Origin of the sequence: Micromonospora thermarum (assembly GCF_012034245.1) — a bacterium.
Taxonomy (GTDB): domain Bacteria; phylum Actinomycetota; class Actinomycetes; order Mycobacteriales; family Micromonosporaceae; genus Micromonospora; species Micromonospora thermarum.
The window spans coordinates 56,192-80,539 of the sequence record NZ_JAATEO010000007.1 but is presented as its reverse complement, the minus strand read 5'-3'; the positions used below and the strand labels follow the sequence as shown (position 1 = coordinate 80,539).

Sequence of the window (24,348 nt, the reverse complement as noted above, 5' to 3'; positions counted from 1 at the left end):
CCCGTTCGGGACCTGGCACTCCTGTCTTCGACCCGCGCCGCTCGAAGGATCGAAGGCATGACCACGACCACGGAAACCGCGCGGAAAGGACTGGCCGGCATACCGTCCGGCCGCCGCGGCAAGTACGCGATGCTCGTCTTCTGGCTCGTCCTGATTGCGGCGGCCGGGCCCCTCGCCATCAAGCTGACCGAGGTGCAGGACAACGACGCCCTCGGCGCGCTGCCCGCCACCGCCGAGGCCAGCCGGGCGGTGCACCGGGCGGAGGAGGCGTTCCCGGACTCGCAGAAGCCCCTGGCCGTCGCCGTCTACGTCCGGGAGAGCGGGCTCACCGACGCCGACCGCGCCAGGGCCGAGGCCGACCGCAGGGCCTTTTCCCGGTACGCCGACGGCGGCCAGGTGTCCCCGCCGGTCCCGAGCGAGGACGGGCAGGCGCTGCTGCTCTCCTTTCCCGTCGGCGGCGACGCCGACCAGCGGGCCGAAGCGGTCGCGGACATCAAGGATCACCTGGAGAACCCGCCGGCCGGGCTGAAGACCGCGTTGACCGGTCCGGCCGCCGCCGAGGACGACGTCTTCGACGCGTTCGCCGGCATGGACAGCGCGCTGCTGCTGGCGACCGCGGCCACCGTCGCGCTGCTGCTGCTCATCACGTACCGCAGCCCGGTCCTGTGGTTGATCCCGCTCATCACGGTCGCGCTGGCCAACCAGCTCGCCAGCGCGGTGGTGTACCTGCTGGCCAAGCACGCCGGGCTGGCCGTGGACTTCCAGAGCCAGAGCATCCTGACCGTCCTCGTCTTCGGGGTCGGCGTGGACTACGCCCTGCTGCTCATCGCCCGCTACCGCGAGGAGCTGCGGCGGCACGCCGACCGGCACGCGGCGATGGCCGTCGCGCTCCGGCGGTCGTACGGCGCGATTGGCGCCTCGGCCGCGACCGTCGCAATCGGCCTGCTGTGCCTGCTCGCCGCGGACCTGCCGTCCACCCGGGGCCTCGGGCCGGTCGGCGCGGTCGGGATCGCCGCGGCGTTCCTCGCCATGACCACGCTGCTGCCGGCCGTGCTGGTCATCTTCGGGCGGTGGCTGTTCTGGCCGTTCGTCCCGCGGTACTCGCCCGACGCGGTCGGGCTCGACGTGGCGGCCGAGCACGGCGTGTGGCGGCGGATCGCCGGGTTCGTCGGGCGGCGGCCCCGCCCGGTGTGGCTGGGAACGGCGGCGGCGCTGGTCGCCCTGAGCTTCGGCATCGGCAACCTGAGCATCGGCCTGCCCGGCGACGAGACCTTCACCAGGGAGGTCGGCTCGATCACCGGCCAGCGGATGATCGAGGCGCACTACCCGGGCGGCACCGTCGCGCCGGCCGAGATCCTGGCCGCCGCCGGCTCGGCCGACCAGGTGGTGGCCGCCGCCCGTACCGTGCCGGGGGTGGCCGAGGTGGGCGAGCCGGAACCCTCCCCCGACGGCCGATGGGTACGCGTCGCCGCGGTCCTGGCCGCCACGCCGGACAGTGACGCGGCGCTCGCCACCGTCGAGCGGCTGCGCGACGCGGTGCACGGCGTGCCGGACGGGCAGGCCCTGGTCGGCGGGGACACCGCGTACCTGATCGACGAGGAGCGGACGGTCAGCCGCGACAACCGGATCGTGGTGCCGCTGGTGCTGGCGGTCGTCTTCGTCATCCTGGTGCTGCTGCTGCGCGCGCTGGTCGCGCCGCTGCTGCTGCTCGCGAGCGTGGTGCTGTCCTACGTCGCCGCGATGGGCGCGGCCGGGCTGGTCCTCGACGCGATGGGCTACCCGAAGCTGTTCGTCGGGATCCCGTTGCAGACGTTCCTGTTCCTCGTCGCCCTCGGCGTGGACTACACCATCTTCCTCGCCACCCGGGCCCGCGAGGAGACGGCGCGGCTGGGACACCAGCAGGGCGTGCCGCACGCGCTGACCGTCACCGGCGGGGTCATCACCAGCGCGGGCGTGGTGCTGGCGGCCACGTTCGGCGCGCTGAGCGTGCTGCCGCTGGTGCCGTCCGTGCAGACGGCCGTCATCATCAGCGTCGGGGTGCTGCTCGACACGTTCCTCATCCGCAGCCTGCTCGTCCCGGCACTGGCGCTGGACCTCGGCCCCCGCACCTGGTGGCCGAGCGCCCTGGCCCGGCCGGCGTTCCGGCCGCTCGCCGCCCCGCCGGTCGAGCGGATTCCGGTGGGGTCGTAGGAGCCCGGCTGCGGGAGAACTCATGGGCGCCGGCCGCACCCCGACGGTACGGCCGGCGCCGTACGTTGCCCACTGGTCGCCGCCTGATCGCGGACAGCCCTGATCAGGCATCCAGTATGTGGTCCGTACGGCCTTGACGGATCCCCCATGGGGAGCCTCGTCCCGCGTGTCTCGCTGATTCCGGAAATGAGATGAGGCGCCAGCGCACCGGCCGCGCCTCACCACTCCGTCCCGCTCGGCACACGTTTGCCGGGCGTTCAGGACCACGCCTCGGGTGCCGCCACCTCAGCCCGGTCCACACTGGCAGGGACCAGCGCGAAGTGAACCGTACGGCCGAACCGGCGCCGCCCGACCCGATGCGTCAGCGGCACGAGCACCCCGTGCAGCAGCGGATACTTCCGACGCAGTGCACGGGCGGCCCCCACATACTCCGGACCCGTCAAGCGCCGCGCCAAAGCCGCCACCCCCGGCCCGGTCGCCACGCCACGCGCCGTCGACAGCGCCACCACCACCGCAGGATTGTGCGCGATCCGCCGCGTCTTCCACGCCCGCTCGAAGCTGCGTACGTACGCCCGATCATCCGCCACCGCGATGCTGACCGGCGTCACGACCGGCGTGCCGTCCCGGCGGAACGTGGTCAGCACGACGGTCTTCTGCCGCCCGAACGGCACGAACGATGACACACGAGTCGGCGCCACGAAACCCAGCACCCAGCCGAGCTCCCGCCACCGCGCCACCAGCGCAGCCGCGGCCACGAGAGACGACACCGCGATCAACCAGGTCTGCAGATCGCTGCCACCCTCGTTCCGGTCGACGATGTGCGACACGGTGTGTGCGACCGCCCCTACGAGGTACCCGCCAAGAGCGACCGCGAGCCCGTCCGCCCAGATCAGGGCCAGCAGGAGCGTAGCCCCGATACCGAGCTGGAAGGCGCCCACGTCATGGACGAAGTGCCGATGCTCCGGGAAGTTGACCGCCGCGGCGAACCTGTCCGGTGCGACCAACGCCCACACGCCGACCACGACAGCGAGCGCAGCCAGCAGCGCGGCGAGGCCGCGCACGATCCCTCTCATGCCCGGACGACGCGGCAGGCCCCGAGGATGTGACCGAGGGGTGCGGACGCGCCACGGGCTGACCCCGACGGACGTCGACCTGCCGCAGCTGTTGCGTTCTGGTGAGCTGCGCAGATATCACAAGCGTCGATCCCTTCTCACCTCTCGGAGGGCCTTGTGTCCGTCGTTCGGTTACCTTCTGCGCCGACCGCACGGGGGCGGCGATGACGTCGCCTACTCGCAGACGGAGCGTTCGCTGGTGGCTGCCGACCGGGGTGGCTGCGGTCCTGCTGATCCCGGCAGCCCCGGCGCCGGCGGCCGGGGAAACCCCGTTGGTCGCGCCGGCGCCGGCCGTGTCGGACAGCCCGCCGACCACCGCGTACCTGCACGATGTGTCCCAACCGATCCCCGGGGTGACGGTGACCGGCTCGATCGTCGAGCACCATCGGATTGCCGCACCCGACGGCGCGATGGTGGACAGCTGGATCGTTCGCCCGCCGGTCAGCGAACCGGTCCCGGTGGTGCTCGACGTGACGCCGTACTACGGTGGCGGCTCGCCGGTGCTGGAGGGCGGTCTCCGCCATCTACTCGGGCGGGCTGCGGATGTCCTGGTGCCCCGCGGCTATGCCTACGGCGTCGTGTCGCTGCGCGGCACCGGCAACTCCGAGGGCTGCTTCACCATCGGTGGCCCGACCGAGGCCCGGGACACCGCGGCGGTGATCGAACACTACGGCCATCAGCCATGGTCGAACGGGCGGGTCGGGCTGATGGGCGTCAGCTACGACGGCACCGCACCACAGGACGTGTGGGTGGAAGCGCCACCGTCGCTCAAGACGATCGTGCCGATCAGCGGAATCTCTGACCTGTACAAGTACAACTTCGTCAACGGAGTGCCGATCAACATCCAGGGTTTCGGGTTCAACACCTACTACTGGACCCTGGTGGGGCTCAGTCCGGTCGGCCTGTACACCGGCAGCACCCAACTGCGCGATCCGGTGCACATACCGGGCGCCGTCGCCGGCGAGGTCTGCTCCGAGCAGGTTTGGGTCCAGGAGGGCGGCGTCACCTCCACCGTCAACGGGAACAAGGACGGGTACTGGCAGTTGCGTGACTTCGGTGCCGAGTTGCGCGCCACGCCGAACCGGCAGCGGGCGAGTGTCTTCTACATCCATGGCCTGCAGGACTGGAACGTGAAGCCGCACAACATGGCCGATTGGCTGGCCGATGTGCAACGGACCGGGGTGCCGTTCAAGGCATGGCTGGGCCAGTGGGCGCACGCGTGGCCGGCGCGCGCCGACTGGTGGGAGCAGGTGATGGTTGCCTGGTTCGACCAGTTCCTGAAGGAACGCAACACCGGCATCCTCGCCGCGCCGGCCGTCCAGGTTCAGGACGACGCCGGACGGTGGCGGCACGAGAAGGACTGGCTGCTGGGTGTCCGGGACGCAGTGGAGCTGTACCCGCGCGCCGATGGCAGCCTCCGCACCGCACCAGGCACCGGCTCGGTGCACTACTACGACTACCAGGGTCGGCTCGCCACGGAGGCCGAGGAGTCCAGCAGTGGCCTCGGCAACGGCAAGGTGCTCTTCGCCTCGGCCCCGCTGAACCGCGACATGGTGCTGTCCGGCATGCCCAGGTATCAGGCCACGGTCACCGCCAGCGGCAACCGGGCCAGCCTGGTGCTGTCGCTGATCGAACGGCGGGCCGACGGCACTGAGCGCCCGATCAACTGGGCGGCGCAGAGCCTCAACCACGTGACGGATCCGGCGGCCGGCCGGTTGAGCGTCGCTGGTCTGCCGCAGCGGGTAAACGTCGACTTCTTCCCGCAGGACACGGTCGTCCAAGCCGGTAGCCGGATCGTGCTGGTGGCGGCCGGTAACACCGTGGGTGACCAGCCGAGCCTGCAACCGGTGGCCGACGGGTCGACGATCGTGCTGGATCTGGCCGACGCCCGGCTCACCCTCCCGGTCGATACCTCGCTGCGGTTCGAGCGGTCCTGAGCTGTCGTGATGCGGGTAGGGGTCCGGTTCGCCCGGACCCCTACCCGATTCCGAGTCCGCGACTGGCGGTATGACCGACTGGCGGATGGTTGCGAGCGCAGCGGCGTCGAGCGGCTGTTACGCCGCAGGTGGCCTGGGCGATACATCGGTAGGACAGGCTTCCGTCGGTCTTCCCTCCCAGTGAAAGGGGAACCCGCGTGTCCACCAAGACACGAGGCGCCCTTGTCGCGGCCGGCGTCGCGACACTCGCCCTGCTCGTCGCCCTCCCACCGGGCACCGCCGGTGCGGCGACCTCAGCGACCGTCACGATCGCCACCGTCGATGGCAAGCCCGTGAAGAACGGCAAGGTGTCGGCACCGTTGTCGGGTACGGTCCCGGTCGCCGGGACGGCCGACCCCGCAGCCACGACCCCCGCGCCCGCGCCGGCGCCGCTGGTCGCCGATGCCGGCGACAGTCCGTTCGTCACCGCCGGCGAGCGCGCGGTCCTGCTCGGCTCGGCGTACGGCGGCACCGCCCCGTACCAGTTCTCCTGGTCCAGTCCGGCCGGCAAACTCATCAGCCCCGACGCGTCCAGCACCGAGCTGGACACCACCGGCCTGGCCGCCGGCAGCTACCCGGTGACCCTGACCGTGCGGGACGCCACCGGGAAGTCCACATCGGACACCGCACGCGCCGTGGTTTACCAGGCCGGCGAGACCACGCTGCTCGACCGGACGAACAGCGACCTCACCCCGGGGACCGTGGCGACCGGGGAGAAGCTGGAGTTCGGCTTTGCGGTGCCGGCCGGGACCCGGCGGATCACCGTCAAGCTCTCCTTTACCAACGCCGTCAACGACTATGACCTGGAGGTGTACGACCCGACGGGTGCCCGGGTGGCATCGTCCGGCGCCTCGGCCGGCCAGCCGGAGGAGGCGGTCGTCGCCTCGCCCGCGCCCGGTGCCTGGCGGGCGGTCGCGGTCAAGTTCGCCACCGTGCCGCCCGAGCAGGTACGGGTCGTGGTGACCGGCGAGACCGGCGCCGCCGACCCGCGGCCCGAGGTGACCTCCGGCGGGCCGTACGCGTTCGCGACCGGCGCCGAGCAGGCGTTGCGCGGCACGGTCAAGGGCGGAGCAGCGCCGGTCGCCGCGGCCTGGGACCTCGACAGCGACGGGGTGTTCGAGACCGCCGGCGCCTCGGTGACCGCGCACCTGCCCGAGGGGCGGCACCTGGTGACGCTGAAGGCCACCGACGCGGCGGGACTAGAGCGGCGGGAGACCACCAGCGTGCTGGTGGCCGACCCGGCGGTGATCGCCACGAAGACCACCCCGCTGACCGTGATCGGCATCGCCGACACCGGCATCAACCCGTATCACCTCGAGTTCTCCGCGCAGACCTACCCGGACCCGGACGTCCTCGCGCTGACTTGGAACTTCACCCGGCACCCCGGCGAGTACGTTCCCGGCTATCCCAAGGACGCCAAGGCGCTGAACATCACGCTCGGCCGGGGCTACTTCCCGCCGGAGGACACCAAGATCTGGTCGGGGAACACCACGGTCCAGGCGGGCTCGATGTATTGGATCCCGGGCACGAAGATCATCGGAGCGGTGGACGCCGGTGGCTCGACCGGGGTCACGTCATCCGACGACCCGCATCCGATCCTGGACGACAACGGGCACGGCTCGGGATCCGCGTCGGTCTCCGCCGGCAACCGGTACGGCTACTGCCCGACCTGCCTGCTGGTGGTCGTCGAGGCGCTGGACGAAACCGTCGTGGCCAAACTGCCCTGGGTCGACATCTCCAGCAACTCGTTCGGCTACGTCGGCGGCGCGCCCGTCGGTCCCATCGTTAACGGGCAGGACGTGACCAAGCGGGCGGCCGAGCGCGGCCAGACCACCCTGTTCGCCGCCGGCAACGGGGTCGGCAACGCGTTCGACGTACCGGTGAGCACCTGGCACTCCGACCAGACCGGGCCGGACTGGAACATCACCGTGGGCGCGATCCGGCGCGACAACCAGCGGGCGATCGTCGGCGACGGCATCCCGGTACACCTGTCGTCCTGGGGTGATGGCAACCTGCCCTCGGCCTGCCGGACCGGCACGGTGGGCCAGTGCGCCTTCGGCGGCACCTCGGCCGCGACGCCATACACCGCGGGGGTTTTCGGCACGGTGCTCGCCCAGGTGCGGGCCGCTCTCGGCGACGGCGCCGCGGGGCAGCGCCCCGGTCAGGCGGTGGCGGTGGGCGTGCCCCGCGCGGAGAGTGGCTACCTCGCCGACGGCAAGCTGACCCGCGACGAGCTGCGGCAGGCCGTGCTCAAGAGCGCCCTGCCGCTCGGGCGGGACAAGACGGGAGCGCCGTACGCGTACCCGCTGACCGCGCCGTACACGGGCGAGCCGAACGTGCTCTTCGAGGGGTACGGGGCAGCCACCCCGGAGGCCGCCCAGCGGGCAGTCGCCGTCCTGCTCGGCGAGGCGCAACTGCCGGAGCGGCCGTTCGAGGACCAGTTCTTCGCCTACGACCGGGCCGTGCGGGACACGCTGTGGGGTGGCTTCGACCGAGACGGCGACGGCAAGGCCGACTCCTCGGCGCTCGCCAGCGGGCTCGGCGTGGACCTCGCCGACGTGGCCACCTCGGCTGGCGCGCTGGCCGTACTGCAGAAGGTCGCGGCGGCCAAGTCGCCCGCGGCACAATCCACGCTCCAGCCGCTCGGTGACAACACCCTGTCGTACTGGCTGCACCGCCGTGTCGCGTCGACGCCCGGCGTGAGCGGCTGCGCGGCGACGGACAACGAGCAGTACATGGACCGCGCGGACAGCGCGGGCGACCTGGAACCCTGCTTCGAGTCCCGGGTCACGTCGGTGGTCGCGGCGTACCGGCCGGTGGGCATCTTCGCCAGTACGGACACCCTCGACGCGCCGCTGCCCGCCGAGTCGACGGTCAATGTGGAGCTGTACATCGCCGGTGAGACACCCGCCGTGATCCGGCCGGTCGGCGTCCTGATGGCCACCGACCGCGAGATCGGCACGGGCGAAGGGCTGGCCCAGCCGGTGCTTGGCAGCGGGCCGGGCGGCGCAACGTGCGCCACCCTCGGCGAGACCTGCTGGACCCGGTACGCCTACTCGTTCCGCACCAACCGGCCGGCGTTCACCGGGGAGCAGCTCACGTTCCAGGTGCAACTGCTCGGTGCGCGGTCATGGGCGTTCGGGTTCGAAGGTCAGCACGCGTCCCGCGTACAGATCACGCCCGCGCCGCTGCCGCCGAGCGGGCTGGACTTCGGGGTGACGATCGACTCGCCGGCGGACGGCACGGCGGTGTCCGAGGACGAGACGGTGCGCGCCGGCGGGCGGTACACCTTCCCCGACCTGGGCGAGGACCCGACCGGCGCGGGCGACCACCCGAGCCAGCGCCGGGTCGAGGTATCGGTCGACGACGCGTCGTTCGGCAATCCGGTGGAGGCGGAACTCGACTCGACGACCGGCACCTGGTCGGTGTCCCTCGGCAAGCTGCCGGTCGGTGAGCACACCGTCTACGCGCGGGCGCGCCAGGACAGCACCACGTCGGCGGTGACGGCGAGCACGTTCACGGTGACGCCGAACGCGGTGGTGCAGTGGCAGGTGGTGGACCGCAACGGCGCGGCCGATCCGGCCGGGTGGCGGGCCGCCACGGGCCTGACGGACTGGACCTTCCGCATGGACACCGACGAGTACGGCTCCGGCCAGAAGATGATCCTGATCCGCTTGGTCGAGCGAGAGATCGAGACGGCACGGGACGTGGTACGGGTCACGATGCATTAGCCCCACGCACCGTCCCGGTACTCAAGCGAACCAACCGCAGACGGGACTGGGGAGCCGGCCACCGCGCCGGCTCCCCAGTCGTACCCCTGCTCAGGCCGGAAACTCGAAGACCCGGCGGACGTCGACCTCGACGTCGACCCCGTCCTCGATGAAGAGGTTGGTGAACCGCCGCCCCCACTCCATCGCCTCGTCCTTGTCCCGCACCTCCAGGATCGCGAACCCCGCGATCAGCTCCTTCGTCTCGGTGAAGGGCCCGTCGGTGACGGTCACCTTGCCCTTCTCGGCGGTGATCCGGCCGGACTCCTTGCTGCTCTTCTCCAGGCCCTCACCGGCCAGGAATACGCCGGCCTTCTGCGCCTCCTCGATGAAGGCGCCCATCTTCTCGATGAACTCGGGGCTCGGGTCGAAGGCGCGCGGCTGGTTCTCGTCGAGCTTGTGCATCAGCATGTAGCGCATCTCAGACTTCCTCTCACGAACAGGTCCGCGCGAAGCGGACTCCGTATCGGGCTTTCACTGACGCGTCGATCGGGCCGACCCGGATCCGACATGCGTACTCAAGATTTTTTTAAGCGGTGCCCTTGCCTCGCCGTGCGATTCTCTCTCCGACGGCCGCAAAGAGGATCGAGGTACGGGCGTGGAGCTGCGCAGAAGCAGGCGTCTCCTGGTCATGGGCATCGTGTTCGTCGCCGGCGGCGGGCTCGTGTTGCTCTGCGGCATCGCGGGCAGCTCCATCGGAGCGTGGATCCTCGGTGGCTTCGCTCTGCTGCTCGGCGGCGCGCTCGTCGTCAGCGAGCTCCGGCCGTTCCGGTTCCACATCGGAGCGGACGGGCTGACTCTGCGGGCCGCCGGGCTCAACCGGCTGGTGTCCTGGGCCGAGATCGACGCGCTCGTTCTCGACGAGCCGGTGCCGACGATCGGCCGCAACAAGCCGACGTCCCCAACGTTGTTGCTGGTACCGGCCGGATCGACCATCGATCGCCCACTCGACGGCAAGAGCCCGCTGGACGGCCGCGCGGGTCTGGTCCTCCTCGAGCTGGACGACGTCCGGCAACCAGTGGATGAGGTGGCAGAGGCCCTGGCCCGCTTCGCCGGAGGTCGCTTCACGGACGTGCGGCAGCTACGCCGGGCCCGGTTCGACTCGCCGGACCTCACCATCGGGCTGCGCGGGTACGAGCCGACCCGGGTCGACGAGCTGATCCGGCGGGCCCAGGACGCGCTGCTCTCGGGCAACGGGTTGCAGCGCTACGGGGCCCGGGCAGAGCTCGACGACGCCCGCAAGAATCTGCCCATCGCGATGCGCGGATACAACCATGGCCAGGTCGACGCGCTCCTGGATGAGCTGTCGGCTGAGCTGGCCCGGTGGCCGCACGACGACACCGAGCCCGAGTAACGCAGAAGGAGCCGGCCACGACAGCCGGCCCCCCGCCTACGTCAAACCGCCTTCGGCCCCTCGTACGCCCGGCGGACGTCGACCTCCACGTCCAGCCCGGCGTCGATGAAGATGTCGACGAACTTCTTCGACCACTCCACCGCCTCCTCCTTCGACCGCACCTCCAGCAGAGCGAACCCGGCGATCAGCTCCTTGGTCTCGGTGAACGGTCCGTCCGTGACCGTCACCTTCCCCTTCTCCACGGTGACGCGCGCCGACTCGCTGCTGCTCTTGTGCAGCCCTTCGGCGGAGACCAGGATGCCCGCCCTGTCCACCTCCTGGATGAAGGCGGTCATCCGCTCCATGAACTCCGGGCTCGGGTCGAAGGCGCCGGGCTGGTTCTCGTCGAGCTTGTGCATGACCATGTAACGCATCTCGAAGCCCCCTTCAGGACAGGTCGGCGCGGACGCGGGCGGACACGGCCGTGAACCAGCCGAAGATGAGGGCCGAGCCGGCGGCCATCCTGATGCTGATGCTGCCCTGGTCGGGCCAGGCCATCACGACGACGGTCGCCGCCGCGACCAGCACCGACACCAGCGCCCAGCCGCCCCGACCAGCAGAGCGGAAGCGTCGGGCGAACACCAGGCAGGCAACGGTGAGCGACCCGAACGCCAGCATCGCTCCGACACCGTGGCCGACGGCGTGCCAGCTCAGCGTCCCGGGCGCTCCCTCGGGGGCGCCGGCGGGCCAGCCCATGCTGGGGTCGCTCGGCAGCACCCCGCCGATGATCAGCCCGGTGCCGAAGACCGCCACCAGCGCCGGCCCCCACGTCCCGCCCCCGCGACCGTGCAGCGCGCGGCGCAGCCCGGCGGCGCCGGCGAGGGCCAGCAGGCCGGTCAGGACGAAGTTGGTGATCTGGATCCAGCCGTACTCGCCGAGGGCGAGCAGGCTGAGCGGTTGCCGGCTCAGGTCGAAGCCGTCCCGGGTGAGCACCTGCGCGAAGGACAGTCCCAGGAAGAGCGGCCCGGCCGCCATCCCGGCGGCGAGCAGGGTGCCGGTGGAGACGGCCGTGCCGGCCCGCGGAAGTGTCGTACTCGTCATTTCGATCTCCTCGTCGGTGGTCTCTCACCGACGCGTCGATCGGGCCGACCGGGATCCGACATGTTGTTTCAAGATTTATCCGGGGCCGCACGCGGCGGCGCGGTCGAGCAGCAGTGCCCGCTCCCGGGCGTTGCCGGCGAGCGACGCCGCGCGTTCGAACTCGCGCCGCGCCTCGTCGTGCCGCCCCAGCCTGGCGAGCAGGTCGCCGAGCACGCTCGGCAGCAGGTGGTACTGCGCCAGCGCCGGCTCGTCGGCCAGCGCCCGAGCGACCTCCAGGCCGGCGGCGGGCCCGTCGGCCTGGGCGACGGCGACGGCCCGGTTCAGCTCCACGACCGGCGAGGGCACGAGCCGGGCCAGGTCCGCGTAGAGGGTCGCCATCCGCGCCCAGTCCGTCTCCTCGGGGGTACGCGCCCGCGCGTGGCACGCCGCGATCTCGGCCTGGATCGTGTACGGGCCGGGCTCCTCGGGCACGCCGTCGGCGGCACCGGCCGCCGGCGAGCGGGCCCGGTCGAGGGCGGCGAGCCCACGGCGGATGAGCAGTTGGTCCCAGCGGGTGCGGTCCTGGTCGTTGAGGAGGATGGGCTCGCCGTCGGGGCCGGTGCGGGCGTGGATGCGGGACGCCTGGATCTCCAGCAGCGCGGCGAGGCCGTGCACCTCGGGCTCGTCGGGCATCAGCCCCTCGAGTTGGCGGGCCAGGCGCAGCGCCTCCTGCACGAGGGTCGGGCGCATCCAGTCGTCGCCGGCGGTGGCCGCGTACCCCTCGTTGAAGATCAGGTAGACGACCTCCAGCACCGAGTCGAGCCGCTCGGCGCGCTCGGCCGGGCCGGGAACCTCGAACGGGACGCGGGCGGCGGCGAGGGCGGCTTTGGCTCGGGTGATCCGCTGGCCGACGGTGGACTCGGTGGTGAGGAAGGCGCGGGCGATCTCGCCGGTGGTGAGGCCACCCACGAGCCGCAGGGTGAGCGCGGCGCGGGCGATCGGCGAGAGCACCGGGTGGCAGGCCACGAAGATCAGCCGGAGCAGGTCGTCCTCGATCCGGTCTTCGAGGGCCGCGTCGAAGTCGGGGGTCACCTGCTCGTCGAGGTCGCGGCCGAGCGCGGCGACCACCCGCTCCCCGGTCTGCCGGCGGCGCACCGCGTCGATCGCCCGGCGCTTGCCGACGGTGGTCAGCCAGGCGCCGGGATTGGCGGGTACGCCCTCGCACGGCCACGATTCGAGCGCGGCGACCAGCGCGTCCTGGGCCAACTCCTCGGCCTGGCCGACGTCGCGGACGATCGCGGCGATGCCGGCGACGACCCGCCCGGCCTCCAACCGCCACACCGCCTCGATGGTGCGCCGTACCTCTGTCTCCCCCACGCGCACCATGACAGCAGCCCGGTCCGACGCCCGCCAGTGCCGCCACGCGCGAACCGGTCACCACCGTCGGCGACCGGGCGGAGACGGACCGGATCAGCCGGGCGGCGGCCCGGAAATCCTTGCCGCGCGACGACTTTAAGTTTCCCTTATCGAGGCTCCTGATCTGCGAGGAAGATCGGTACCTTGCCCGGATGCGACACCTCAGAACCGTGATCGCCGCAATTCTCGTGGGCCCGCTGTCGTGGCTCCTGTTCGCCGCCGGCCAGGACCGGTCGGCCCAGGCGTTCGCGAACGCGGCCGACGGCGGCGTGCCGGACGGCGCCGACCTTCTCCGCCCCCTGCTGGTACTGGCGGCCGCCGGGATCCTGCTCGGGCTCATCGCCACGCTCCGGATCTCCCCGCTGGGCGCGGCGGTGGCCGGGTTGATCTACTCGGCGAGCTACCTGGCCCTGCTGGTCAGCCCGGGCCTGGTGACAACCGTGTTCGACCACACGCTGACCCTGGCCGGCTACCGGGTGGACCTGATGGCTCCCGTACGGAACGGCACGTCGCTGCTGGTGGGCTCGCTGCTCCTCGTCGGCGTCGTGAGCATCCGCCGCTGGCGGCGCTGGCCGGAGCCGGCCGGCGACGCACCCGCGGCGCTGGCACCGGACGAGATCATCCCCGCCGTGAAGGAGAAGGACCGCCCCGTGGGCGTGGACGGTCTCGGCCTGGGCCGGCCGGCCGCAGCGCCGGAGCCGGAGCCGGTCGCGGCCGGCGGCCAGGGCTGGGCCAGCCGCTCCGACGGGGCCGGCGGCCAGGGCTGGGCCGGCCGTACCGACTGGGCCAACCTGCTGTCCGGCCGCTCGGAGGCTCGTCCGACGGATTCGTCCGACTGGACGCGCCCATCCTCCCGATGAGCTGCCGCTGACAGCCCGGCGCGTCACGGCGCCGGACGCCGGGGGTGCGGGTGTCGAGCCCGCACCCCCGGCGCTGTTTGTCAGGCGAGGCGGCGGATCCGGCGGACGGCGAGGAGGATCAGCAGCGCCGCGAGGGCGACGAAGATGCCAGTCTCGATCGCCTGGAACAGCCAGTACCGGTCGGCGGGCTGGTAGAGCTGCCAGTTGTGGGCGCCCGGGCCGAGCCCGAGGTCGGCACCGCACTCCCGGCCGTCCGGACCGGTCGCGCCCTCCGGGCACATCACCTGGGCGTTGGGGGCGACCAGCTTGCCGGAGGCATCACGGACGCCGTTGGCCAGGATCCAGTCCCCGTCGATCCGGTCCGCCGTCGCGGCGCCGCCCTGCACCGGGAACGTGAGCTCCTCGGCGGGCAGGTAGCGGGGCCGGGCCAGCACGCCCACGGCGACGCGTACGCCGATGAAGCCGACCAGCGTGACGGCCATCGCCGGGAGCATGCGGGGCCAGACGGTGCCGGCGAAGATGCCCAGCGCGACGGCGAAGAGCGTGTACCCGGCCGGCGCGACGCCCTGCATGTCGAAGAAGAACGCGTCGAACCGGTTCTGCTCCCAGCCCTGGTTGAGCGGGGACATCGACCAGGACACGCCCAGCCCGTAGCCGACGGCCGCAAGGAGGACGGCGGGGGCGATGAGGCCGAGCTTCACCAGCGCCCAGCGCCGCCGGCTGACGCCCTGGGTCCAGACCAGCCGGTGGGTGCCCTGCTCGACCTCCCGGGCGATCAGCGGGGCGCCCCAGAACAGCCCGACGATCAGCGGCAGCGCCAGGAACAGCACGCCCGCCAGGTTGAGGTCGGGACAGCCCGACCGCCAGGTGGAGCAGGGTGCTCTTGCCCGCTCCGTTGGGCCCGACCAGGGCGGCGATGCGGCCGGCCGGCAGGTGCAGCGAGCAGTCCCGCAGCGCCCACTGTCGGCCGTACCGTTTGCCGAGTTGGTCGGTCTCCACCGCTGCCTGCATGGCGTGTCCTCTCATCGTGCCGACGCGGTCTGCTGTGGTGGTTCGGCGGGGAGCGACGCCCGCAGCGTCGTCTCCACCAGGGCGGTGATGTCCTCGGGTGTCAGCCCGGCGGCCTGGGCCCGGTCCAGCCAGGCCACCAGGTCCGCGCGGAGTTCGGCCTGGTTGGGCAGGGACGCCCCGGCGAGGGTGCGGGTGACGAAGGTGCCTACCCCGGGGCGGCCCTCCGCCAGGCCCTCGATCTCCAGTTCGCGGTACGCCTTGAGGACCGTGTTCGGGTTGATGGCCAGGGACTGCGCCACGTCGCGCACCTTCGGCAGTTGGTCGCCCGGGCTCAGCAGCCCCACCCGGAGAGCCTGCTTGACCTGCTGCACGAGCTGCACGTAGGTGTTCACCTTCGACCGGCTGTCCAACACGAACTCGATCACTCGCCGTTGCCCTCCCCTATTGTCCTACGCAAGTAGGACTATAGGGCAGCGTGGGTGCGATCGGGGCCGTTGTCAAGCTCCACGGCCGACGGTCAGACGGACGGCGACCTGCCCGGCGAGCGGACCCGCGAACTCAGCCCGGCCGGTCGCCGGTCGGGGTGGCGTCGGCGCCCGGGCCGCTCACCGGACCGGTCATCACCGCCCCCACGATGCCGACCAGCGCGGCGAGCAGGATCGCCCCGAGCGCGATGGCGACGCTCAGGAGGATCTTCCGCGGCCCCCAGCCACCGCACTCGTTCCGCGGGCGGGTGCGGGCGTCGGCGGCGGGCACGGTGGGCGCGGGTCGGGGCGGTGTCCGCGCGAACGAGGGCCCGGAGACGCCCCAGCCCGGTTGTCGGCGTACCCGGCCGCCGGGCCCGGACGGAGCCGGCGGTTCGGCGGCGGGCTGGCCCGGGCCGGGGAAGGCGACGAAGCCCCGGACCAGGGAGGCGCTGCGGAAATGGTCCTCGGCGGCACAGTGCAGGCACACGTCGTCGGCTGTGGACCGGCCGCAGCCCGGGCACTGGCGGGCGCGAATTCGCGCCCCGTCCCAGCCGGGGCGGCTGTCATCGGTGGAACCGGTCACCTCGTCCCCCCACGGGCCCGGGACCGTTCGGCACGACCCGCTCGTCCCGCGTACGGTACTAAGACCGGCGTCCCGTCGCCACGCGTGCACCGACATCCGAGACCGGCGACGCCGGCGGCGGAGGTCGGCCGAACGGTGACCGTCCACCATGTGCGCCGCGGCTACCGTACGGCGGTCGATCTCCCTACCGTGTTGATCGTGAGCGTCTTCGACGGGGTGGACTGGACGGCGCGCCGGGCGGGCCGGTACCGCGGCCTGCACCAGGAGCCGGGCGGCCTGGGGCTGAGCGTCGGCTACCTGGTCCTCTGCGGTGTCGGCATCGTCGTGTACCCGTACCTGTCCGACGTGCAGAAGATGGTCGACTTCCTGCTGCTGTCCTTCGCGACGGTGCCGGCGGTCATGATCGGGCTGAACCGGACGCCCGCCGGGCACCGGAAGCCCTTCTGGTTCCTGCTCGCGGCCCTGGTCAGCTTCAACGCCAGCAACGTGGCCTGGTACTGGTACGTGTTCGCGATGCGCCTCCCGAGCGGGGACGGCGGCGTCGTGGGGCTCTTCGCGGCGCTGGGGCAGGTGTTCATGTTCGCCGGGGCGATCACGATCGTCGTACGGCGGGGACGCGACGACGTGGGCGGGCTGATCGACGCCACGATCGTGTCCATGGTGGCCGGTGGTGTGCTGTGGAACTTCCTGCTCCTGCCCCACCTGCGGGACGTCGGCGCCCCGGCGATCTCGCAGGTGTCGACGTGTGTGATGGTCTTCATGCTGACCGGCATCTTCGGGTGCCTGGTCCGGCTGCTCCTGACCGCCCGGGAGTTCATCCCGGCGCTGTGGTTCCTGCTCGCCGCGATGGGGTCCTCCCTCGTCGGGGTGGTCAGCGTCGCGCTGGTGGTCGTCCCGGGGTCGAGTGATCGGCCGGCGTACACGGACATGGCGTACCTGGCGGGGTACACGGCGGTCGGGTTGACCGCGCTCGCCCGCTCGGTCGTCCGCCTGCTCCAGCCCGGGCCCGCGCCGACGGACGAGCTGAGCAAGGAGCGGCTGCTCTTCCTCGGGCTGGCGCTGTGTGCCATGCCCGCCGTGGGTAGCGCGAGCGAACTGCTCGGCCGGAACGTCGACACGACGCTGCTCGCGGTCAACACCGCCGCCGTGACGCCGCTGGTCATGCTGCGGATCTGGAGCGTGTGGTCGGAGCGGGTACGCGTCCTGCGCTACCAGGCGAGCGTCGACCCGGTCACCAACCTGCCGAACCGGGCGGAGTTCCTCCGCCGCCTGGACGCCGCCCTGGCGGCGGGCCGCCCGGTGGTGGTGCTGTTCTGCGACCTGGACGGGTTCAAGAACGTCAACGACCGGTACGGACACGCCGGGGGCGACCAGGTGCTGGTGGACATGGCCGGGCGGCTGCGCGGCTGCGTCCGCCCGGGTGACACGGTGAGCCGGTTCGGCGGCGACGAGTTCGTCATCCTGTGCGTGGACGCCCAGCGGGACGACGCGACGGAGCTGTGCCGGCGGATCGAACGGGTCTTCCGGCCGCCGTTCATCGTGGCCGGTGAACCGGTGCGCCTGGGCGCGAGCATCGGCGTGGCGTGGAACGACCGCCCCGAGGACGGCGAGCGGTTGATCCGGCGGGCGGACACCGCGATGTACACGGCGAAGCAGGACCGCCGCGCCGGCCCCGGCCTGCAGATCTGCCTCGCCACGTCGGAGCGTGTCACACCCGGGTCGTAGCGTGCGCCCGTCAAGCCCCCTCGTCGACGAGGAGCCGTCATGCTCGACCACCTTGGGATCCAGGTGCGTGACCTGCCCGCCAGCCTCGCCTTCTACGACGCCGTCCTGGCACCGCTCGGGGCCCGCCGCATGATGGAGTTCCCGGGGGCGGTCGGTTACGGCAGCAGCGCCCCCGACTTCTGGCTCAGCCCGCTGGACGGCGAGGCGCAGGGCGTCGAGTCGCACATCGCGTTCACCGCGCCGGACCGCGCGGCGGTGCAGGCGTTCCACGACGCGGCCGTGGCGGCCGGCGCCGAGGTGCTGCACGCCCCGAAGCTCTGGCCGGAGTACCACGCGACCTACTTCGGCGCGTTCGTCCGCGACCCGGACGGCAACAACGTCGAGGCGGTCTGCCACAAGCCGGAGTGACGACGCAGGACCGGCCCCAGGGCGTGGGCCGACGTCCTCGGCTCGGCCGAGGGCTTCGACACCTGCCCTAGCCGTACACCGGGGATCTCGCGCCGCGGTGGGTCGCACACGTGCCGCCCGGGCCACCGACCCAGCCGATCAGCCCGTCCTCGCACCGCACGAGATGGCCCTTCCCCCGCCCGAAGTCGGCGACGCAGCGGAACCAGCCGCACACGTCGGCGGCGGGGTCGTGGATGCGGGAGCCGCCGCAGTAGTTGTAGCCGTACGGGTTGGCCGGCGCCCCACACCGGTCCGGCCCGGTGGGCGCCGACGACGGAGGCGTGGGCGGCACGGACGGGGTCGGGTCGGAGGGAGGTGGCTGTGGCACCACCACCGGCGGGGAGTCGGGCATGGCCGGCACGGCCGACGGGCCGCCCGGGCCGGGCCCGCCCTCCTGCGTGCCGCCGCCCGGCGGGACACCGCCCACGGACCGACGCCCCCGGGGCTCCGGGGCTGCGGGGGCGGTGGGTGGCGTCGCGCCGGTCGGGTGCGCCGGCGAGCCGCCGTCCGGTTGGGGCGACGGCGTGGTCGGCACCCCGCTGGCCGTCGGCGAGCCGTCGACCGGGCCGGTCACGTCGCTGACCACGACCGGGCTCGGCGTCCCGCTCGGGACAGTCGGGGTGAGCGTCCGGCTGACGGCGAACGTGGCGCCGATGACCAGCGACGCCGCCACCGCCGCCGCGGCGCCGGCGAGCCGGCGGTCGTGCAGCCGGGCGATCACCGGCGCCTGGGTGGGTGCGGCGAGCGGTGGCGCGACCGGTCGGGTGCGCTGGTGGGCGGCGACCAGGTCGTCCAGGCAGGCGGCGACGGCGTCGCGGTTGCCGAGGCCGTCGGCGAAGGCGAGGGTGAGGTAGAAGCGCAGGTTCAGCGCGGCCGGTGGCGGCGCGAGCAGCCCGGCGAGCGGGGTGCCGTCCGTGGTGTGCAGCAGGGTCAGCGGGGCGCGCGGGTGGTGCGCCGGGCCGGCCAGGTCCGCGTACCACCAGATCCGCTGGTGGTGACGGCCGAGGAAGGCCACCCGGCGGTCGGTGACCACGGCGGTGCCGGCGTCGACCGCGCGGATGCCGGGCGGCAGCGGGCGCGCCGGCGCGTCGGTGCCGGCCGGATCGACGGCCAGGCCGGGAGCGGGCAGGTCGGCGAGGTGCCGGGCCGCGACCTCGACCAGTTCCACCCTCGGGAGTACGCGGTAGACGACCTCGCCGCGGCGCAGGCGCACGACGGGCACGTCCGGCGGCAGGCTGGACCCGAGGAAACAGGTGGCCTCGATGCGCAGCCGGGTCAGCTCGTCCGCACGGCGGCGCCACGCCTCGGCGTCACCGGCGTGGGCGCGCCGCCGCCGGTCGTTCTCCCGCTCAGCCCACCGGACACGCCACGACGACCGCGGTGCAGCGGGGGGTGAAGTAGCCGTCACGCACGGTACAACGTTTCACATCCCCGCGGGGACACGCTCGCCCGCCCGGCGCACGGTCAGCGGACCGGGTCGTGGGTGCCGCACGGGACGTCGGGGCGGCAGCGCCGCAGCCGGTCGGCTGCCATCCGCCCGCCCAGGGCGAGGCCGTACCGCTCGACGGCGGCCAGCCCGTACGCGCTGCACGTCGGGGTGTAGCGGCACTGGCCGGGCCAGCGGTGCGACAGCCAACGCCGGTACCCGAGGATCGCCGCCCGCCCCGCCCGGTCCACCAGCGACAGTGGCCGGCCGGCGGCAGCGGAGGTGGGAGCGATCCCCGGCGCGCCGTCCGGCCCGGCGACGGAGGTGGGAGCCGCCTCGGGCGCGCCGTCCGGCCCGGCGCCGTGGGCGGCGGCACCCCCCGGGCCACGCAGGGGTACGTCCTTCCGTCCGCCGCCGGGCGAGACGAGCCGCGCCCCCAGAGCGCCGAGGGTGAGCAGGGTCGAGAAGAGCCCCAGGTCCAGGCAGGGAAAGTCGCAGTCGCACCCGTCGCAGCCGTCGCAGCGGTTGCGCTTCTTGCGGCGGCGGCGGTCCCGTTTGAGGTTGATCACGCGTCCCATGGTGAGACAGTCGCGCCACCTCCCCGCGGATCAGCGCCGGAAGGTACGGCGGACGCCGCCGTACGCGCCGCACGCCCGGGAACTGCCGCCGGCGAGGCTGACCGACCCGTCCCCGCACTGCACGAGGTACCCGCGTCCGGCCCAGAACTCGGGCACGCAGTCGAACCAGTCGCACACCTCGGCAGCGGGTCTGCGGATGCGGGTGCCGCTGCAGAAGCCGTACCCCATCGGGTTGGCCGGCGCACCGCACAACTCCTGCTCAGACGACGACGGTGACGACGCGGGCGCGGGCGACGACGGCGCGGGTGAGACGTCATCGCGGCGCGGCCTCGACGACGCGGCGGCCTCGACCGGCGTCGCGGTGGTCGTCGTGGGTGCCGGCGTGGCGGCGACCGCGACCTCGGAGCGGCCCGGATCCGACGGGTCGGACTCCAGCAACGCTACCGGCACCAGCAGCGCGATGCCGGCGGCGACGGCCACGGTCCGCCGGCCGCCGGGCACGAACCCGCTCAGCCGCGCCTGCGCGGGCGTCGCGATGGCCGGCCGGAACGGCTTGAGCTGGTCGTGCTCGGCGATCGCCTCGTCGAGTTGCGCGATGACCGCCCGGCGCTGCTCGATCGCGTCGGAGAACGCCAACGTCAGCTTGAACCGGAAGTCGGCCGCCACGTCGACCGGGAGCAGCAGCCCGGAGGCGCGGCGCCGGTCGAGCACCTGGATCAGCGTGACCGGCGCGGTCGCGTCGTGGGCCAGGCCGGTCATCTTCCCGTACGTCCAGTCGCGCCGGCCGCGCCCGCCGAGCAGCACCAGCCGGCGGTTGGTGATCACCGCCATGCCGGCGTCGGCGATCCGGATGCCGTCGGGCCGCCGATTGCGCAGCGACGCCGGCTGCGGCGTGACCGTGAGGTCGGGCGCGGGCAGCACCGCGGTGTGCCGGACCTCGACCAGTTGGGCGGCGGGCCACGCCCAGAAGACCACCTCGCCGGGGGCCAGCTCCAGGGGCAGGCCAGTGCCCGCGTCGGTCGAGCCTTCGAAGTCCTCGGCGAGGGTACGCAGTCGGCGCAGCTCGTCGTCGCGCCGCCGCCATGCCTCGTCGGCGTCGCGGAAGGTCCGCTGCCGCCGTTCGTTCTGCCGGTGTGCCCACCGGTACCGCCACGTCGAACCCGTCGAATCAGTCATTGCCACGCCGACTCCTAGGCCCTGGGCCACCAACGGGGTGTCACACCTGTTAACTCCGGTGGGGCCCGCGCGGGGACGGGTTGCCGGGTGCAAATTGCCCGATCGGTGGAGCAACCCGGACGATAGGGCGGTTTCGCTGAGTCGATTCATGCCGTCCGGGCGTGTCGCGTGACCCGAGGCCCCGCGGCGGGACCACTCGACACGCGGCGCGCCCGCGCGCCGGACCGCACGACCGGATTCGCCGTCCCGCCCGCCCTCGGCTCGGTAACGTCAGCGACGGCCGGGGGCCGCGCACGGCGAGGGGGTGGGGCCGGTGACCGACAGGGCCCTGGGCGTCGTGATCGGCGTCGACGTCGGCACCACCAGCACGAAGGCCGTCGCGTACGACACCGGTGGCCGACTGGTCGCCCACCACTCCGCCGGCTACCCGCTCGACGAGCCCCACCCCGGGTACGCCGAGCAGGATCCGCACCGGATCCACGCGGCGGTCATCGAGGCGATCCGGGGCGCGGTGGCCGGACTCGACCGACCGGTGATCGCCCTCTCCCTCTGCAGCGCGATGCACAGCCTGATCGGGCTCGACGCCTCCGGCGACCCGATCACGCCCTCGATCACGTGGGCCGACTCGCGGTCCGCCCGGCAGGCCGAGCGGCTGCGGGCGGTGCCGTCCGGGCTGGCCCTGCACCAGCGCACCGGCACCCCGATCCACCCGATGGCACCACTGCCGAAGCTGCTCTGGTACGCCGAGATGGAGCCGGAACTCTTCGGCCGGGTGGCGTACTGGGTGGGCATGAAGGACTGGCTGCTGCTGCGGCTCTGTGACGCGCTGGTCACCGACCACTCGATCGCCTCGGCGACCGGCCTGCTGGACATCCACCGGCTGTCCTGGGACGCCGAGGCCCTCGGCATCGCCGGGATCACGGCGCAGCAGCTGCCCGAGCTGGTCTCCACCACCCATGTCCTGCCGGGCCTCATCCCCGAGGTGGCCGCGGCGACCGGGCTGCCCCGGGACACGCCGGTGGTGGTCGGCGCCGGGGACGGGCCGCTGGCGAACCTGGGTCTCGGCGTGGTCGCCCCGGGGATGGCGGCCTGCTCGATCGGCGCCAGCGGCGCGATGCGGGTGATGGTGGAGCGGCCCGGCGTCGACCCGCTGGGTGGCGTGTTCTGCTACGCGTTGACCGAGCAGCGCTGGGCGGTCGGCGGCGCCATCAACAACGGCGGCATCGTGCTCGACTGGGCCGGCGAGGCGCTGGCCCCCGAGCTGGGCCCCGACGCCGAGGAGGAGCTGCTCGCCGAGGCCGCCCGGGCGCCGGTCGGCTCCGGCGGGTTGCTCATGCTGCCGTACCTGCTGAGCGAGCGGGCCCCGCACTGGTCGGCGTTGCCGCGCGGCGCGTACGTGGGGCTGACCCACGGGCACCGCCGCCGGCACCTGGTCCGGGCCGCTCTGGAGGGGGTCTGCCAGCAGCTCGCGCTGGTGCTCGGCGCGATCCACGGGGCGGGCAACGAGGTCCACGAGGTCCGGGCCAGCGGCGGCTTCGCCCGCAGCCCGCTGTGGCGGCAGATGCTCGCCGACGTGCTCGGCATGCCGGTGCGCTTTCCCGCCGGCCGCGGGGGGTCCGGCTTCGGCGCCGCGCTGCTGGGCATGGAGGCGCTGGGCCTGGTCGCGTCCATCGACGTCGCGGCCGAGCTGGTCGACATCGAGGAGGCCGTCCGGCCCGACCCGGCCGCCGCCGCCACGTACGCGTCGCTGCTGCCACTCTTCTCGGAGCTGTACGAGGCGCTGGTGCCCGCCTTCTTCACGCTGCGCCGGCTCGCGCCCAGCCTGCCGCCGGAGCCTCCCCCGGTGGCACCGCCGAAGTGAACCCGCCCGCCCACTCCATCGGGTGACGGGGTCGGGCAGGCCACCCGTCGCTCCACCCGCTCCTTATGGTGCAAACATGAGGAAAGCGGACAACAAGCACTCATCTTCGCGGCGGAGGGCTGTCCGCGTACTCCTGCTGGTCCTGGCGCTGGCGCTGGCGCCGCAGCCGGCGGTGGCCGACGGCGGCGGGCCCGGGTCCGCGCCGGCCCGACCGCCGGCCAGCGACCTGGCCTGGCTCGCCTTCGCGGGCGGGGTGTTCTCGGTGGACGCCGCCGCGCGGACCGTGCGGTACCGGGCCTGCGACGGCGACACCGGCCGCGTCGCCGACCCGGGCATGCGGGTGCGCGACGGCGTCGCGCGCGGCCGGGTCACCGTCGCCGGCACGACGTACGCCTACGACATCCCGCTGACCGGCCGCAGCCGGGGCTTCCTCGCGGTGTTCCCGCCCACCGGGCGACCGGACGGGCACCTCGGCACGGTGGTGACCGACCCGATGCCGCCCACCGACCCGGTCGCCGGGCGACGGCTGCTGCCGCTCACCGGGCAGCTCGCGGCGATCGTGGACGACGCCGCCGCGACCAACCCGGCCGGCGTGACGGTCCGCGACCTCTCCGGCCGGTACGGCGACCAGCAGATCGCGGTCAACGGGACGTTCCGCCCGAAGGCGGCCAGCGTGATCAAGCTGTGGATCCTCGTCGAGCTGCTGCGCCGGGTGGACTGCGGCCAGGTGTCGCTGGGCGACGGGGTGCTGGTCACGCCGGCCGACGTGGTCGACGGCACCGGCGAGTTGCAGCACGAGACGTTCCCCCAGGTCGTCACGCTGCACCGGCTCGCCGAATACATGATCATCTACAGTGACAACACGGCGGCGAACGTGCTGATCGACTACCTGGGCGGGTTCGCGCCGGTCAACGCCCTGATCGACTCGATGAACCAGCGCGAGACCATCCTCGCCCGCAAGATGCTCGACACCGAGGCCGCCCGGCGGGGCGAGGAGAACTACACCAGCCCGGACGACGTGGTCTCGCTGCTCGGCGCGGTCTGGGACGCCGACATCCTGGCGCCGCCCACCCGCGACCTGATGATCAACTTCATGCGCCGGCAGACCCTGAACAACAAGATCCCCGCCGCGCTGCCGCCCGGCGTGCCGGTCGCCCACAAGACCGGCGACCTGCCGGACGCCTCGCACGACGTCGGGTACTACCTGATCCCCGGCACCGAGGTCGCCGTCGCGTTCCTCACCGGCGGCCCGATCGCCACCGGCGACGAGGTGGTGCGCCGGCTGGCCCGGACGGTCTACGACTACCTGACCACATCGGGGGCGGTTGAGGGGTGACCGG

20 protein-coding genes and 1 pseudogene are annotated in these 24,348 nt (G+C 73.0%); 9 read left to right on the top strand and 12 right to left on the bottom strand.

Going from position 1 to position 24,348, the window contains the following annotated elements; translation table 11 throughout:
* The first annotated feature begins 57 nt into the window (after positions 1–57).
* Entirely contained in the window at positions 58–2,190 is a 2,133-nt protein-coding gene (locus tag HCJ94_RS08575; RefSeq protein WP_168000433.1) for an MMPL family transporter, read from the top strand.
* 257 nt (positions 2,191–2,447) lie between these two features.
* Here the strand turns inward: HCJ94_RS08575 and HCJ94_RS08570 are convergent, their stop codons facing one another.
* Positions 2,448–3,263, bottom strand: a complete 816-nt coding sequence (locus HCJ94_RS08570) for a PPOX class F420-dependent oxidoreductase (protein WP_168000432.1) — start codon at positions 3,261–3,263, stop codon at positions 2,448–2,450.
* A 332-nt stretch (positions 3,264–3,595) separates the two neighbouring features.
* Here HCJ94_RS08570 and HCJ94_RS08565 point away from each other — a divergent pair, with 332 nt between their 5' ends.
* Together HCJ94_RS08565 and HCJ94_RS08560 are read left to right on the top strand one after the other, a co-directional pair.
* On the top strand, positions 3,596–5,239 hold the full coding sequence (locus HCJ94_RS08565) for a CocE/NonD family hydrolase (protein WP_168000431.1): 1,644 nt from the start codon (positions 3,596–3,598) through the stop codon (positions 5,237–5,239).
* A gap of 197 nt (positions 5,240–5,436) precedes the next feature.
* A complete protein-coding gene (locus tag HCJ94_RS08560) occupies positions 5,437–9,009 on the top strand; it encodes a S8 family serine peptidase (protein WP_168000430.1) in 3,573 nt (1,190 codons plus the stop codon).
* A gap of 90 nt (positions 9,010–9,099) precedes the next feature.
* Here the strand turns inward: HCJ94_RS08560 and HCJ94_RS08555 are convergent, their stop codons facing one another.
* Positions 9,100–9,465 carry a YciI family protein gene (locus HCJ94_RS08555; protein ID WP_168000429.1) on the bottom strand — a complete coding sequence of 122 codons (366 nt, stop codon included), beginning with the start codon at positions 9,463–9,465 and terminating at the stop codon, positions 9,100–9,102.
* Between the two features lie 178 nt (positions 9,466–9,643).
* On the opposite strand from HCJ94_RS08555, the gene HCJ94_RS08550 reads away from it, so the two are divergent.
* The gene (locus HCJ94_RS08550; protein WP_168000428.1) at positions 9,644–10,399 is read left to right on the top strand and encodes a hypothetical protein; all 756 of its coding nucleotides are present in this window, start codon (positions 9,644–9,646) and stop codon (positions 10,397–10,399) included.
* A 41-nt stretch (positions 10,400–10,440) separates the two neighbouring features.
* On the opposite strand, the gene HCJ94_RS08545 is transcribed toward HCJ94_RS08550, so the two are convergent.
* From HCJ94_RS08545 to HCJ94_RS08535, 3 genes are all read right to left on the bottom strand, one after another.
* Entirely contained in the window at positions 10,441–10,812 is a 372-nt protein-coding gene (locus HCJ94_RS08545) for a YciI family protein (protein ID WP_168000427.1), read from the bottom strand.
* Positions 10,813–10,825: 13 nt separating this feature from the next.
* Entirely contained in the window at positions 10,826–11,479 is a 654-nt protein-coding gene (locus HCJ94_RS08540) for a DUF998 domain-containing protein (RefSeq protein ID WP_168000426.1), read from the bottom strand.
* 75 nt (positions 11,480–11,554) lie between these two features.
* Positions 11,555–12,835, bottom strand: a complete 1,281-nt coding sequence (locus HCJ94_RS08535) for an RNA polymerase sigma factor (RefSeq protein WP_309227192.1) — start codon at positions 12,833–12,835, stop codon at positions 11,555–11,557.
* A 191-nt stretch (positions 12,836–13,026) separates the two neighbouring features.
* Here HCJ94_RS08535 and HCJ94_RS08530 point away from each other — a divergent pair, with 191 nt between their 5' ends.
* Positions 13,027–13,734, top strand: coding sequence for a hypothetical protein (locus HCJ94_RS08530; protein ID WP_240944059.1), 708 nt, complete (start codon positions 13,027–13,029; stop codon positions 13,732–13,734).
* A gap of 80 nt (positions 13,735–13,814) precedes the next feature.
* On the opposite strand, the gene HCJ94_RS08525 is transcribed toward HCJ94_RS08530, so the two are convergent.
* From HCJ94_RS08525 to HCJ94_RS08510, 4 genes and pseudogenes are all read right to left on the bottom strand, one after another.
* Positions 13,815–14,564, bottom strand: coding sequence for an ABC-2 membrane transporter-related protein (locus tag HCJ94_RS08525; RefSeq protein ID WP_168000424.1), 750 nt, complete (start codon positions 14,562–14,564; stop codon positions 13,815–13,817).
* Between the two features lie 58 nt (positions 14,565–14,622).
* Positions 14,623–14,745: pseudogene (locus tag HCJ94_RS08520) on the bottom strand (ABC transporter ATP-binding protein); the annotation flags it as partial.
* A gap of 11 nt (positions 14,746–14,756) precedes the next feature.
* Complete coding sequence (locus HCJ94_RS08515) at positions 14,757–15,170, bottom strand: GntR family transcriptional regulator (RefSeq protein WP_168000423.1); 414 nt, start codon at positions 15,168–15,170, stop codon at positions 14,757–14,759.
* A 133-nt stretch (positions 15,171–15,303) separates the two neighbouring features.
* A complete protein-coding gene (locus tag HCJ94_RS08510; RefSeq protein WP_168000422.1) occupies positions 15,304–15,795 on the bottom strand; it encodes a hypothetical protein in 492 nt (163 codons plus the stop codon).
* Between the two features lie 198 nt (positions 15,796–15,993).
* Between HCJ94_RS08510 and HCJ94_RS31145 the strand changes: the two genes are divergently transcribed.
* On the top strand, positions 15,994–17,520 hold the full coding sequence (locus tag HCJ94_RS31145; protein ID WP_168000421.1) for a GGDEF domain-containing protein: 1,527 nt from the start codon (positions 15,994–15,996) through the stop codon (positions 17,518–17,520).
* 39 nt (positions 17,521–17,559) lie between these two features.
* Complete coding sequence (locus HCJ94_RS08500) at positions 17,560–17,928, top strand: VOC family protein (protein ID WP_168000420.1); 369 nt, start codon at positions 17,560–17,562, stop codon at positions 17,926–17,928.
* A gap of 67 nt (positions 17,929–17,995) precedes the next feature.
* Here the strand turns inward: HCJ94_RS08500 and HCJ94_RS30015 are convergent, their stop codons facing one another.
* The 3 genes from HCJ94_RS30015 to HCJ94_RS08485 are packed head-to-tail and all read right to left on the bottom strand — an operon-like array spanning position 17,996 to position 21,153.
* The gene (locus HCJ94_RS30015) at positions 17,996–19,375 is read right to left on the bottom strand and encodes a hypothetical protein (protein ID WP_309227191.1); all 1,380 of its coding nucleotides are present in this window, start codon (positions 19,373–19,375) and stop codon (positions 17,996–17,998) included.
* Between the two features lie 56 nt (positions 19,376–19,431).
* Positions 19,432–19,962 carry a membrane protein insertion efficiency factor YidD gene (gene yidD / locus HCJ94_RS30010; RefSeq protein WP_309227190.1) on the bottom strand — a complete coding sequence of 177 codons (531 nt, stop codon included), beginning with the start codon at positions 19,960–19,962 and terminating at the stop codon, positions 19,432–19,434.
* Between the two features lie 39 nt (positions 19,963–20,001).
* Positions 20,002–21,153 carry a hypothetical protein gene (locus tag HCJ94_RS08485; protein ID WP_168000419.1) on the bottom strand — a complete coding sequence of 384 codons (1,152 nt, stop codon included), beginning with the start codon at positions 21,151–21,153 and terminating at the stop codon, positions 20,002–20,004.
* Between the two features lie 307 nt (positions 21,154–21,460).
* Between HCJ94_RS08485 and HCJ94_RS08480 the strand changes: the two genes are divergently transcribed.
* Together HCJ94_RS08480 and HCJ94_RS08475 are read left to right on the top strand one after the other, a co-directional pair.
* On the top strand, positions 21,461–23,008 hold the full coding sequence (locus tag HCJ94_RS08480) for a gluconokinase (RefSeq protein WP_168000418.1): 1,548 nt from the start codon (positions 21,461–21,463) through the stop codon (positions 23,006–23,008).
* Between the two features lie 76 nt (positions 23,009–23,084).
* Positions 23,085–24,344: a serine hydrolase gene (locus HCJ94_RS08475; RefSeq protein ID WP_168000417.1), complete on the top strand. Its 1,260-nt coding sequence runs from the start codon at positions 23,085–23,087 to the stop codon at positions 24,342–24,344.
* Positions 24,345–24,348: the final 4 nt, after the last annotated feature.